Origin of the sequence: Paenibacillus glucanolyticus NBRC 15330, from assembly GCF_004000885.1 — a bacterium.
GTDB lineage: Bacteria > Bacillota > Bacilli > Paenibacillales > Paenibacillaceae > Paenibacillus_AQ > Paenibacillus_AQ glucanolyticus.
The window spans coordinates 23,793-36,505 of the sequence record NZ_BIMC01000024.1 but is presented as its reverse complement, the minus strand read 5'-3'; the positions used below and the strand labels follow the sequence as shown (position 1 = coordinate 36,505).

The 12,713-nt window shown below is 51.1% G+C and carries 11 protein-coding genes; 6 read left to right on the top strand and 5 right to left on the bottom strand.

The window, feature by feature from the left end; all coding sequences use genetic code 11:
• Nucleotides 1-101: 101 nt before the first annotated feature.
• Together PGL02S_RS24495 and PGL02S_RS24490 are read right to left on the bottom strand one after the other, a co-directional pair.
• Nucleotides 102-1,157: a hypothetical protein gene (locus PGL02S_RS24495; protein ID WP_036644324.1), complete on the bottom strand. Its 1,056-nt coding sequence runs from the start codon at nucleotides 1,155-1,157 to the stop codon at nucleotides 102-104.
• A gap of 294 nt (nucleotides 1,158-1,451) precedes the next feature.
• Nucleotides 1,452-2,216, bottom strand: coding sequence for a DeoR/GlpR family DNA-binding transcription regulator (locus tag PGL02S_RS24490; protein WP_036644326.1), 765 nt, complete (start codon nucleotides 2,214-2,216; stop codon nucleotides 1,452-1,454).
• A 253-nt stretch (nucleotides 2,217-2,469) separates the two neighbouring features.
• Here PGL02S_RS24490 and PGL02S_RS24485 point away from each other — a divergent pair, with 253 nt between their 5' ends.
• From PGL02S_RS24485 to phnX, 5 genes are all read left to right on the top strand, one after another.
• Entirely contained in the window at nucleotides 2,470-3,222 is a 753-nt protein-coding gene (locus tag PGL02S_RS24485) for an ABC transporter ATP-binding protein (RefSeq protein WP_006207616.1), read from the top strand.
• A complete protein-coding gene (locus PGL02S_RS24480; protein WP_006207617.1) occupies nucleotides 3,215-4,834 on the top strand; it encodes an ABC transporter permease subunit in 1,620 nt (539 codons plus the stop codon). The genes PGL02S_RS24485 and PGL02S_RS24480 overlap by 8 nt, the downstream gene beginning before the upstream one ends.
• Nucleotides 4,835-5,143: 309 nt before the next feature.
• On the top strand, nucleotides 5,144-6,139 hold the full coding sequence (locus tag PGL02S_RS24475; protein WP_036644328.1) for an extracellular solute-binding protein: 996 nt from the start codon (nucleotides 5,144-5,146) through the stop codon (nucleotides 6,137-6,139).
• A gap of 21 nt (nucleotides 6,140-6,160) precedes the next feature.
• On the top strand, nucleotides 6,161-7,255 hold the full coding sequence (gene phnW, locus PGL02S_RS24470) for a 2-aminoethylphosphonate--pyruvate transaminase (RefSeq protein ID WP_036644332.1): 1,095 nt from the start codon (nucleotides 6,161-6,163) through the stop codon (nucleotides 7,253-7,255).
• Nucleotides 7,252-8,070 carry a phosphonoacetaldehyde hydrolase gene (gene phnX, locus PGL02S_RS24465; protein WP_036644335.1) on the top strand — a complete coding sequence of 273 codons (819 nt, stop codon included), beginning with the start codon at nucleotides 7,252-7,254 and terminating at the stop codon, nucleotides 8,068-8,070. The genes phnW and phnX overlap by 4 nt, the downstream gene beginning before the upstream one ends.
• A 67-nt stretch (nucleotides 8,071-8,137) precedes the next feature.
• Here the strand turns inward: phnX and PGL02S_RS24460 are convergent, their stop codons facing one another.
• A complete protein-coding gene (locus tag PGL02S_RS24460) occupies nucleotides 8,138-8,806 on the bottom strand; it encodes a DUF2306 domain-containing protein (RefSeq protein WP_036644336.1) in 669 nt (222 codons plus the stop codon).
• A gap of 381 nt (nucleotides 8,807-9,187) precedes the next feature.
• Entirely contained in the window at nucleotides 9,188-10,135 is a 948-nt protein-coding gene (locus PGL02S_RS24455; RefSeq protein WP_036644337.1) for an alpha/beta hydrolase, read from the bottom strand.
• A gap of 224 nt (nucleotides 10,136-10,359) precedes the next feature.
• Here PGL02S_RS24455 and PGL02S_RS24450 point away from each other — a divergent pair, with 224 nt between their 5' ends.
• Nucleotides 10,360-10,803 carry a DUF3888 domain-containing protein gene (locus PGL02S_RS24450; protein ID WP_036644338.1) on the top strand — a complete coding sequence of 148 codons (444 nt, stop codon included), beginning with the start codon at nucleotides 10,360-10,362 and terminating at the stop codon, nucleotides 10,801-10,803.
• A 129-nt stretch (nucleotides 10,804-10,932) separates the two neighbouring features.
• Here the strand turns inward: PGL02S_RS24450 and PGL02S_RS24445 are convergent, their stop codons facing one another.
• Nucleotides 10,933-12,681, bottom strand: coding sequence for a M28 family peptidase (locus tag PGL02S_RS24445; protein WP_036644339.1), 1,749 nt, complete (start codon nucleotides 12,679-12,681; stop codon nucleotides 10,933-10,935).
• Nucleotides 12,682-12,713: the final 32 nt, after the last annotated feature.

Sequence of the window (12,713 nt, the reverse complement as noted above, 5' to 3'; positions counted from 1 at the left end):
GATGCGTTGTTCTGGCGGTTTGGTGACCAGGAGATCCCCATATACAAAAACAAAGACCACGCCTGCCATATGGGGGCGTGGTCTTAAATTATATAGAAATTCTAGGTCGGCTCTGGGCCTCCTGTTACTTCGGGATTGGCCTCCAGAATCCCCTCCGTGATGTTCCAAAGCATGGGCAGGAAGCGAATGACTTCGTCTGCCCGCTTTTGCAGGTCTGCCGTGGATGTAATGCCAAGATCCGCAAGTATGGCGTCAAAGGCCGGGGCGTATTCCCGTTGAAACTCAGGAGGTCCATCAGCTTCCAAAATGTTGTGGCAGCGTGCAAAGGTGGCGACCATCCAGAAAACAGCCTCTCGATGGCTGCCGTTCAGGATCAGCTCGCGGCTGCCTTCAATGGCAATCGGTCTTGCATCCGCGGTAATATCGCTGCTGAAGAAGAAAGTTGTCTTTGCAATCGCGGCAGCGGCGTCGAAGGTTCGGGACAGTCCATTGAGATGATGCATCGCTTGCTCGGCGGTCATGTCCTTACAGCCCAGCAGCCTTAACAGCTCTTCGTAGATTTCCTCTCGGCCGTATTCCTTAAGCACATCGCGGGCTGCCACATAACGCAGTCTGACGGTTGGGTTCCGAAGAGCGGCAACCAGCAGCAAGTGGGTCGTAACGCCGGTAGGGAAGAGCCAGGAGGTAACCTGTCTATGCCAGGAGGCAGAAGGATCGATGGATCTGAGCCCGGTAATGATGCGTTCTCGCACATTCTCGCAGCGGCGGCTGACCCAGATCCGGTCGGCAAAATGCCGGGAAACCTCTGTTTGCAGCTTGCGGAGCTGCCCGGTCGGATCGGACATCAGGGTGTCCACCCGAAAGCTGCCGGCCAGATGATAGGACGTTAATACCTGCTCGGGCGAGGACAGGTCCCGCCAGGAAAGATAGGTGGCCTCAATCAAGGCGTCCTGGTAGACAAACTTTCCGAGCTTGAGAGGGGGTTCTGCGTCTTCAGTGACAACGACAACGTCGATGTCCGAGGACGGGGCCATCTCGGCATCATCCGGCTTCCCTACGGTGGAGCCGCTAAAATAGGCACCCATAAAGCCGGGCTCCCTGCTGGCATGCTGCAAGACCCAATCGGTGGCTGCTGCTCGTGCTGATCCCACGTTCATGTCCTACTTCCTCCTCTACCTGCATGAGTATCTAAGTAAAATAACAAAAATATCCTATTCTTCATTACATTATATGGGCTTTAAATCTAGAGTACAACCGCATGAGGCTTGATGGCTCTCGTTGTGCCGAGGGATTGGCGGCATTAGGGAAGAAGGGAACATGGTACGGGTGGAGGGATTAGAGAAGTTTGCGCTCATAAGCAGCATCGGTATATCCAACGTGAAATGCCAAAACGGACATTCCCATCATCGCTGAAGCTTCGGCGATGGAGAATGTCCGTTTTGATGTTTATTCTATTCATCCGCAATCACTAGCGTTGTACTGGTTTTTTTGAATTTTGGAATGAGGCTTGCATTGACGTTGGCATCCGTCACGATGGTATCAATTTTGTCGAGTGATGCGATAGAGATGGTAACGTCTTTGCCAAACTTGGTGCTGTCCGCCATAACAAACACCTCTTTGGACAGCTCGATCATTTTTTTACGAGTAATGGCTTCTTCCAGATTATAGTCGGAAATGCCTTTCTCGATGGTAATGCCGCTGCAGCAGATGAAGGCCTTCAGCACATTCAGCTCATGGAAGTTGAAAATGTATTCATACGCTACGATGGACTGTTCCTCGCGCCGGATTTTGCCGCCAATCATAATCAGCTCTACATCGCTGTCCATCAGCTCAATCGCAACCGGAAGCGAATTCGTAACCACCGTCAGCTTCTTCTTATGCTTCACGTATTTGGCGATCTGATACGTGGTCGAGCCGCTGTCGATGTAGATACAATCGCCGTCATGGATGAATTCACTGCTTTTGCGGGCGATCCTGTCCTTCTCTTCCAGCTGGCTGACCATACGCTCATCCATGGAGGATTCGCCGAACCGGGACTCTACGAGTTTAACCCCGCCGTAAATCTTCTCAATCCGGCCTTGCTTGGTCAAGGTGTTCAGATCCCGGCGCAGTGTATCCACAGAGATATTCAGCTCTTCGGTTAGTTCCGTGATCTTTAATACTTTTCTAATCGTAAGCAGCTCTAGTATTTTCTTGTGCCTCTCCAGTGGAAACATTCGCCCTCACCCATTCAATTCGCATTAGTAGTTGACGCTCGCATTCAAGTCTAGTTTACTCATTCGTGCCTCCATATTCAATAGATTTACCCATATTATTCGTAAGTTAGGCATGTGATACAGTTAAATATAGTCAACAATTAGTAGTAATTTATGAATGATATATGCATAATTTACTTACATTTAACAGTTTGCATGATTCTTGTTTACATATGGTTTTTATACTGAGGATGTGTTCAAGGAGGTGAGCCGGTTGTTGAAGCTTCAGCATATAAGTAAACAATTCGACGATAAAGTGGTTTTGGATGACATCAGCGTAGAAATCGGTACAGGTGAGATTGTGTCACTGCTTGGTCCGAGCGGCAGCGGAAAGACCACATTACTGAATATCATTTTGGGACTCACCCGGATGGACCAGGGAAGCATCGTGTTCCATGATCAGGATCTGAGCAGCGTACCGATGAAGAAGCGGGGTTTTAATATTGTTTTTCAGGATTATGCCTTATTCCCGAATTTGAATGCCTACGACAATATTGTATACGGGCTGCGCAATAAGAAGGGAACTGTAAGTGAGCAGGAGGTACAGGAATATATCGATTTTCTGGAGCTGCAGCCCCACTTGAAGAAGAGGATCAGCGAGCTGTCAGGGGGTCAGAAGCAGAGGGTGGCCCTGGCAAGAACACTTGTCACCAAGCCAAAAATTCTGCTGCTCGACGAACCGCTCAGTGCGCTGGATGGCGTCATTAAGGAGTCGATCAAGCAGCGTATCCAGTCGATTGCCAGAGAATTCAAACTCACCACGATCATTGTGACGCATGATCCGGAGGAGGCGCTGACGCTGTCCGATAAAATCCTGATTATTAACCAAGGAAAAATCGCCCAGTTCGGTACGCCACAGGAGATTGTTCATCATCCCCAGGATGATTTTGTGAAGCAGTTCATCATCAAGCAGCTGCATATCAAAAGGCAGAATATTTACAATCTGTTCGGTGAGCATTATGCCTAATGTGAAGCCGGAAATGCGGGTAATCTTCACCGTCATTCTGATCTTGTTCGCTGCGTTTCTGTTCCTGCCGTTGCTTATATTGCTGGTTCGTTCCTTCGAGTCCGATCAGGGGTTTACCCTCGGTCACTATATGTCACTAGGCTCGAACCGGGAATTGATGACAGCGATCGGCAACAGTGTGAAGGTATCGGCTTTAACGGCGCTGATCACAACTATCCTGGGATTTATGCTGGCGTACTCCATTCATTGCACGAGGATATATCAGCCCCTCAAAGGGGTGTTGAAAACCGTCATCATCGTCCCGATGCTGCTTCCGACGATTACGTATGGGTTCGCCATTATGTATTCGTTTGGTAACCAGGGATTGATCACCCGGCTTGCCGGACGCAATTTGTTCGAAATCTACGGATTGAACGGATTACTCATCGGCTATGTCGTATACACGCTGCCTCCCGTATTCCTGCTGATCCATAACGCTTTTCAATACATTGATAAAAAGTTCATCATCGTATCCAAGTTAATGGGAGACGGAACGATGAGAAGTTTCATGAACACCATTCTGCGTCCTCTCGCGGGTGCGCTTGGCGGAGCTTTTGTACTTTCCTTTATTTTAAGTTTTACGGATTTCGGGATACCGGCTTCCGTTGGCGGTACCTATCCCGTCGTGGCAACGCAGCTGTATCAGGTGATGCTGGGCTCCATTCCGGACTTCAACCAAGGCGCTGTTATTGCGGTTCTGATGCTGATACCGGCCGTGTTCGGCATCTGGCTGCTGAATTATCTGGAGAAATGGAATTTTCACTATGACAAGCTGTCGGATATCGAGCTGCCGCGGCACCGAGTGCGGGATATCGCATTCGGAGTTATTTCATCGGTGATCGTGCTTGGGATGCTCTCTATTTTTGCGGTGATGTTCATTGCACCATGGCTGAGCAGTTATCCCTATGACCTGACGTTTACGTTCAAGCATGTACGGGACGTGTTTCAATCGAGCGATTTGACGGGGGTATATCGCAACTCGCTCTGGGTCGCCCTCCTGACGGCTCTGTTCGGAACCCTGATGGCATACGGATCGGCATTGCTCAATGTCCGCACCTCGTTAAAAGCCCGATCGGCGGTAGATATGGTATCGATGATTACCAATACGGTACCCGGCATGGTGCTGGGGATCTCCTACCTGCTCCTCTTTAATGGAAGCAGCCTGAAGGGCACGTTTGTCATTATTGTCTTATGCAATATCGTGCATTTCTTTACGACGCCGTACTTAATGGCCAAGAACTCCCTGTCCAAAATGAATCCATCCTGGGAGACCACCGGGGAGCTGCTGGGCGACAGCTGGTTCAAGACCGTATATCGGGTGATCCTGCCGAACTCGGCCTCAACCGTCATCGAGATGTTTGGCTACTATTTCATCAACGCTATGGTGACGGTCAGCGGGATTATCTTTCTCGTATCGGCCCAGACGTCGCTTGTTGCCAGCAAGATCAAAGAGCTGCAGCATTTCGCCAAGTTTAATGAAATCTTCGTGCTGTCGATGCTGATCTTCTTCACGAATCTGATCATCAAGCTGGTGTGCGACGCATGGCAGCGGAGGACTTCCGTTCGACGCTGAGCTATTGCTGCAAGGGATGAATGTCCGCTGCGATGCCGGATCGTACTTCCGATCGCTGTTGTCTTCAGATTTCTCTGATTGAAATGAATCAACTGCAGAAATCCGAGGACAAAGGCGAACGCATACGCTTCTCCAGTACGATTCCGTCCTCTTTCGCTGGGTGACAGCACGAAGCACCAAGCAAGAAGCAAGAAGTACCGTGCCCAGAAGCATCATCTGCAATTCAATCAAAGATATGCGCAAGCGAGTTAGACCCATCTTTTCACTTGATTTCTAAATATAACAACACAACAAGGAGTGGAGTTACTCATGATCAAAACGTTAAAAGGAATGCTGCTGTCATTAATCGCCATCAGCATGGTGTTTGCACTGGCTGCCTGCGGCAGCGGCAGCGCGGGGGAAGCGAAGAAGGTGGTCATCTACACGAACGGGGATGAAGAAGCCGTCGCCGCAATGGAAACCTCGTTGAAGAACGCGGGATATGACGGACAATATCTCGTGCAATCACTAGGCACTTCAGAGCTGGGAGGCAAGCTCATGGCCGAAGGGAACAAAATCGAGGCCGACTTGATCACGATGAGCTCGTACTTTATCGAGAGCTCGCAGAGCGAGCATTCCATGTTCAAGGACCTGGCTTTTGATACAGGCGCCGTTGACTCCTATCCGGCCTATTACACGCCGATTCTGGCGAATACCGGGTCCATCTTCGTCAATACGGAAGTGTTGAAGGAAAAAGGCTTGCCGATGCCAACCTCCATCACCGACCTGACCAAACCGGAATTCAGCGGACTCGTATCGATTCCGAACATAATGGATTCCTCCACCGGCTGGCTGCTGGTTCAGGCGATCATCAGTCAATACGGTGAAGACGCAGGCCGGCAGGTGCTCCATGATCTGATTGCCAATGTCGGACCGCATCTGGAAAGCTCGGGCTCGGGTCCGATCAAGAAGGTGCAGGCCGGCGAAGTGGCAGCCGGGTTTGGACTCCGGCATCAGGCCGTTGCGGCCAAAGCAGCCGGTGCACCGATTGATTACGTGGATCCGGTTGAAGGCAACTTCTCCCTGACCGAGTCGGTTGCCGTGGTGGACAAGGAGAATGCCACAACAGATTTGGCGATGAAAATGGCGGAAACCCTGATCAAGGACGCCAGAAAAGATCTGATTGTGAACTATCCGGTAGCCCTGTATGAGGGGGAGACTGTGGATGAGGTCAACAAACCAGCGTACGCCATGAAGTTCGAGAAACCATTGACGGTAGAGCTGTTGGAAGAGCACCAGCAATTTTTCAACGGATCTAAAGAATAGGCACCATAGGAGCGATGCGATATGAATAAATATAAACTTTTGACACCCGGCCCTTTGACGACAACCAGCTCGGTGAAGGAGGAGATGCTCCTTGACCGCTGTACATGGGATGACGAATATAAATCCATTACGCAAAAAATCAGATCACAGCTCCTGGCATTAGCCGGGGCGGATGCGGCACAATACACAGCTGTTCTGATGCAGGGAAGCGGAACGTTTGCCGTCGAATCCGTGATGACGTCAACCATATCGAAGGAAGATAAGGTGCTGATCGTGACCAATGGCGCCTATGGCGAGCGACTCGTGAAGATGGCGGAGTACATTGGACTGCATTACACGGAATACAAGTTGAATTACAATGAACAACCAAGCGAGAATGAGCTGCGGTCGAGACTTCAAAAGGATCTGCGAATTACGCATATTGCGATGGTGCATTGCGAGACAACAACGGGGATACTGAACCCGCTGGAGATGGTATCCAGGCTGTCCAAGGAGTATGGGAAAACCCTTATTATCGATGCCATGAGCAGCTTTGGCGGAATGGAGATTGACGTTCAGGGTCTTGGCATCGATTACCTGATCAGCAGTGCGAATAAATGCATTCAAGGCGTCCCGGGATTTGGATTCGTCATCGCCAAGCTGGAGAAGCTTGCGTTATGCGAGGGGATTGCACGCAGCCTGTCGCTGGATCTGTACGATCAGTGGAAGGGCATGGACAAGGATGGCAAATGGCGCTATACCTCACCGACGCATGTGGTGGCGGCATTCTCCAAAGCGCTGGATGAGCTGGATGCAGAAGGCGGCGTATCCGCCAGATTCAGACGCTACCGGAATAACAATCGCCTGCTGCGGGAGAAATTGGCCCGGATCGGCATTCATGCCTATATAACCGAAGACAAGCAATCACCAATTATCACAACGTTTCTGTTCCCTGGTGAAGGGTTTAGCTTTGGGCAATTTTACGCTTATATCAAAGAAAGAGGCTATGTCATATACCCGGGCAAACTGACCGACGTGGATACCTTCCGCATCGGGAATATCGGGGAAATCTATGAACAGGATATCGAGGAGTTATGCCGCATTATCGAAGAATATAGGGGAGTGATGGCACAATGAACAGAATCGAAGGCGTTATATTGGACTGGGCCGGAACGGCCGTTGATTTTGGATGTTTTGCACCTGTGAATGTGTTTGTCGATATTTTCAAGAATGCGGGTATTGAAGTGACGATGGACGAAGCGAGAGCACCAATGGGCATGCTGAAGATCGATCATATCCGTGCCATGCTGTCGATGCCGAGAGTATCGGCTCTATGGGAAGCGAAGTATGGAGAAGCTTATCAAGAGCAGGATGTGCAGCGGCTGTATGCGGAGTTTGAGCCGGCCTTAATGGCTTCCTTATCCGAGTATACGGACCCGATTCCGGGTGTCATCGAGACGGTGGAAGCGTTGAAGTCACAAGGGCTGAAGATTGGCTCCACAACAGGCTATACAAGCACTATGATGGAGGTTGTTGTCTCGAATGCCCGGCAGAAGGGTTACAGTCCGGATGTCTATTTCACCCCGGATGACACACACTCGAAGGGAAGACCTTACCCTTACATGATCTATCGGAATATGGAGTTTCTCCAATTGTCGGCTTCATGGAAAGTCGTTAAGGTGGGCGACACCGTCTCGGATGTAAAAGAGGGCGTGAACGCAGGCGTATGGTCGGTTGGAGTCATCATCGGCAGCTCGGAAATGGGCCTGAGCCTGGACGAATTCCAGGCCTTGTCGGAATCGGAGCGGGAAGCTGCGATCGCGAAGGCCGAGCAGACGTTTATCCGGAACGGGGCGGACTTTACAATTCATACGATGTCCGAGCTCCCACAACTCATTGAGAATTTGAATGGAATGTTGTCCGAGGGAAAAAGACCGGGAATGCAACCATAAAGGAATGATAGTAAAAGGGCCGCGTTCTCACGCGGCTTTTTCTGCTGTGTGGCGGGTATAGGGTCTTCTACCGTGATTTTACATCCCCCAACTGGGGCAGCGGTTCCCGAAACACGGTTCGAACCACAATCTCAGCCAGCAGAAACAGGGACAGAATGGCACTGTACACCCCGATGACATAACTCGTTTTATAGGCGAGTCCGAATCCGCTGTGGAACACAGCCGCAAACAGATGAATGAACAGGTTCGTGAAGCAGAAGGCATAACTTCTCGCCATCCATTGGCGATGTTGATGGATCTGTTTCTTTTTGATTTTTAGAATGGCGATGACCGTTATCGCGGGCCAGATGATGTTCAGCAGATTGAACGGGACACTCGTTAACTTGCCGCCGGTGGCGTAAGGAGCCATATACCCGGAGGTCAGCACAACCACCATGACGGAAGCGACGTAGACATAACCATTCGCCCGGTGAAATCGCCGGTACTTTTGCAGCACCGTGTTCGAGAAGTTCATCGCGCCGCCAACCATGGCAATACATGCAAAAATTACATGTACATACATCACGTTCAGCCAGGCTGACACAGGCACCGTGCGCTTAGGGTTTTCCTTGTGGTTTAGAAATTCACCGGCCTGCGGGTCGTGGATGAAGTTGGCATACAGGATGTACAGGACAAATCCAGCGATCACCATCAGCATGGAACTGTAGAGACGCCGGGAAGTTTTTCTAGGATTCATGTTATATAACCGCCTTGACCTTGATAGAGAGCCAGAGATTGCTAGGTTAGCGTCCAACTCTTCTTTATCTTAGCAGACGGGTAGTGTTCAGCTATAGTTAATTATTACCGGCTTATGCGGAGAGAAATCAAGTAAGGCTGCTCGAACTGTCCGTACAGATTTTCCCGGGATCCTCGAACCTTCATGATAGTCTTGGCGAGATGTATCTGCTTGCGGGTGAACGCGCGCTGGCGCTAATGCATTATGAGAAATCGGTTGAGCTGGACCCCGAGCATGCTGAAGGAATTCGTATGGTGAATGAGCTGCTTCAGTCCAATTAAGTCACGTGTCCGTACAGTTCATCTCAACACAGAAGAGCAGTCCGCATGGACTGCTCTTTCTTTATTGCACGTATGTGCCGATAAACTCCGTTACTTCCCGGTCATACCCCTCGGGATCGAATTGACGCGCCATGCCATGGCCTGCGTCAGGAACGACGAATAACCTCTTCTGCTCCGGACCATTCTCGTACAGTTCATATACCATCTCGGTAGGAACGAATAAATCCCCGCCGCCGTGAATAAACAGCATCGGCGTCTTGGACTTCTTAACCTGCTCCAGTGCCGAGGCTTCGCCGAATGAGTATCCGGCCCGAATCTTGGTCAGCAGGCTCGTGGACTGAACAAGCGGGAAAGAAGGCAGCTTATACATGCGCTTCAGCTGATAGGTCAGCTCATCCGTAACCGAGGTATATCCGCAGTCCTCCACAATGGCCTTTACCTGGGGAGGAAGCTCCTCGCCACTGGTCATCATCACCGTGGCACCACCCATGGATACGCCATGAAGAACGATTTGGGACTTCTCACCCGTACGCTCGATGACTAAATCGATCCATTTCAGATAGTCCTTGCGTTCGGGCCATCCGAATCCGATATAATCACCTTCACTTCTTCCGTGTCCGCGGGCATCGGGCAGCAGCACGTTATAACCCAAGTCCTCACGGTACATTTGGGCGAACCCGCTCATCAGCTCTGAATGCCCGGAATATCCGTGTGCGATAATGACGGTTTTGTCCGTGGGTGCGGCGGCGGGCAAATAGTACGCATGCAGCTTGAGACCGTCGTCCGATGTGAGACTCCATTCCTGCAGGCTTTGCCTGGCCCACCAATCCTTGCTGTCCGCAAACGGATTGTCGATGTTGGAGTTGGCTTCCAGATCCGGGTTGCCGTCCAGGAAGGTTTTGTCGGCACGTGCAATGGCAACGCTATAGAAGTAGAAGCTTGCTGAGACAATAATGATGACTAAAAGTGCAATGATAGTTGCAGACATGATCATAATCCTTTTTTTCATAATGATGGATATCCTCCCCCTCGCAGCCGCTCGTATGCGTCATATGATGGTGGTTACGAAGGAAAATGGGCCGATGCGAAGTAGCAGTTCCTTCCACCTATAATATCGTACGTAATCTGATTAATCTATATGGCAGATCACGCTTCGGCCCTTGTGTTACATCAATTCTATCGGTTGGGGGAACCTAAAACCAAAGAGCTCCGGCAGGAGGTGATTGTAGAATCATGAACAAACGCTTCATGGGGCTGATCCTTGTTGTCGTTATGACTACTGGTTTACCGCTGACATCCCATGCAGAGAATACCTCTCCTTCACCGAAGAGGGACAGCACCGAGCTGCAATATCAAGACATGCTGATGATCGTTCTTCTTCCTCATATTGAGGCTGCGGTTCGTGAGCATTACTCCAAATCGCTTAAAGAGCAGCTCATTGTCTACCCATATTATGTGGATGTGACCGAAGTGAAGAGGGTGAACGGCTTTCGCGGCTTTCATTTCATCCTTACACTCGAGGCACACCCAACGGTCGGTCCGCATATTACAGTCGGAAAGGACCGGCTTGTCTTCGAGGTAGCCCCGACGCTTCCCGGCGGTATGGTCAAACTGGTGGAATTTCAGCATCTGGAGACGCATGAGGTGCCCCCGCATTGGCAGGATATGGTGAAGTAGCATGGGTTTAGCTTGATAGTTGTAAAAAACAAGCAAACGTGATTCGCGTTTGCTTGTTTGGCATTTCATGGTACCCATACCGGGTGTGCCCTCGTACATGGGATCAGCACGGTAGGTGCGAGACGTAGGCTACCTTCTCTCGTACACGGGCCGGTCCGGTCCGGGCTCGGCCTGAGTCCAGCCGATGCCGAGCAGAACGATGATGGCGATGAAGGCAGCGGGCACGGCCCATTTCCAGGATTGCGCGAGCATTCGTACGGCCGGTGACATCAAGGCAAGTATGAACCCGATCAGGACAACACTGAACAGGTGAATCCCAGGCGGCAGCAAGAGGAACACAATATGAAAGATGGAGGCGAACAACAGGATAGGAACGAGCGTGGTGGTGAGTACCACAGCTGGATGATGCAAGGATTGCAGCGGATCCCGGGTAAATGCCGCCCACGCTAAAGCGATGAAATGGACCAGCAGCGGAATCGCAAACAGATAACTTGCACCCGGCAGGAGCCAGGTTGAGCCGACAAGCAGCAGCAGGAATAAGAATGCTCCCCCCAGCAGCATTTCCAGTTCATTCGCTTTCCGTAGGATCCATCGGGTAAGGGCAACATGAACGATGAGTGTTACCAGTATGAAGCTGACACTGTACAGAAGTGAGTCGTAGGTTGCGCCTGAGGGCTGCGTCATATTACCGGCCCACAGCGCATCAATCAGCTTCCATAAGCCATAGCTTAGCGCGGTGGATAGAACAGCTGCCAGAATCGGGATCAGCAGGCCGATCAGGCTCCCCTTTATGCTGAGAGATGAGATGCGGGCAAACATGAACACCAAACCCAGCCATATCGCCGCGAGCACAAGGGTGATGGCAACCACCCATTTTGCAGGGTAGTGAAGCAGCAGTCCGAACAGATTGAAATAGACGCGGTCGCCTGTCGAAGACAGGTCAGACAAGTCGAGATTGCCGAAATGTTTGGCCATGGCGAGTGCGTTCTCCCCTTGATGCTGCATGGTCTCAAGGGAGACGTTGTCCGTGTTGTCCATAGGGGTATGATAAGCTACCCACCCATCACCATAGGCAAAGTTCAGGCCCGGAAGACCGTGCTCCAGCGCCACCGTCAGATCGGTATCATTGGGAAGCTGTTTGTACAGGGCCACCAAGAGCGAGTTGCTGACCGGGTTGGATACAGCCCGGGCATATTCTTCGATGATCCGCCCGTTGCTATCACTCGTCTGGAACATGAAGGACGAGCCCTTCGATCCCCGGGCTTCAAAATTCGCAATCATGCCGATCTCGCGGTGCTGAGGATCCCGGAAGAACACTTCAGCACCCAACAGCCCTTTCTCTTCCCCGTCTGTAAGCAGGATCCATATATCGTTCTGCGGCGACGGACCAGCTTGAATCGCTCGTGCCGTTTCCAGCAATGAGGCAACGCTGACCGAAGCATCATTGGCCCCGGGTCCGGCCGGAACGGAGTCGTAGTGGGACATGAGCAGGAGCGGTTTACCGGATCCTGTGCCCTTAATGACACCCAAGATGTTCGTAAGCTGAACGCTCTGGTCGATGTATTTCGTTGTCAGGCGGCCATTAAATTCTTGAACGTCCGGGTTCAAGCCTAGCTGCTCCATCTGTTCCACCAAATAGGCCCTCACCTCATCATGGGCGGAAGATCCCATCGGATGGGGCTGCTGGGCGATTTGCTCGACATGGACCATTGCGCGTTCAGCAGAGAATTCGGTTGCGGGGGTATCGGTGCTTCTGGCTTGCGGCGGTTTCTCGTACCACAGCATGAGGGAGATCACGAGTATGACGGCGAGGATGGTCGTAAGCGGCAGCCAATAAGGCGGTTTGCGGTCCGGTGGTCTGCTCAATTGAATTCGCATGTTAATACTCACTTCCTTTTGGGATCATTCAG

Coding starts and splice junctions, on each gene's coding strand:
- phnW (WP_036644332.1), top strand. CDS start 6,161: ATGAATAAATATAAACTTTTGACACCCGGCCCTTTGACGACAACCAGC.
- PGL02S_RS24480 (WP_006207617.1), top strand. CDS start 3,215: ATGCCTAATGTGAAGCCGGAAATGCGGGTAATCTTCACCGTCATTCTG.
- PGL02S_RS24445 (WP_036644339.1), bottom strand. CDS start 12,681: ATGCGAATTCAATTGAGCAGACCACCGGACCGCAAACCGCCTTATTGG.
- PGL02S_RS24450 (WP_036644338.1), top strand. CDS start 10,360: ATGAACAAACGCTTCATGGGGCTGATCCTTGTTGTCGTTATGACTACT.
- PGL02S_RS24495 (WP_036644324.1), bottom strand. CDS start 1,157: ATGAACGTGGGATCAGCACGAGCAGCAGCCACCGATTGGGTCTTGCAG.
- PGL02S_RS24490 (WP_036644326.1), bottom strand. CDS start 2,216: ATGTTTCCACTGGAGAGGCACAAGAAAATACTAGAGCTGCTTACGATT.
- phnX (WP_036644335.1), top strand. CDS start 7,252: ATGAACAGAATCGAAGGCGTTATATTGGACTGGGCCGGAACGGCCGTT.
- PGL02S_RS24460 (WP_036644336.1), bottom strand. CDS start 8,806: ATGAATCCTAGAAAAACTTCCCGGCGTCTCTACAGTTCCATGCTGATG.
- PGL02S_RS24475 (WP_036644328.1), top strand. CDS start 5,144: ATGATCAAAACGTTAAAAGGAATGCTGCTGTCATTAATCGCCATCAGC.
- PGL02S_RS24455 (WP_036644337.1), bottom strand. CDS start 10,135: ATGAAAAAAAGGATTATGATCATGTCTGCAACTATCATTGCACTTTTA.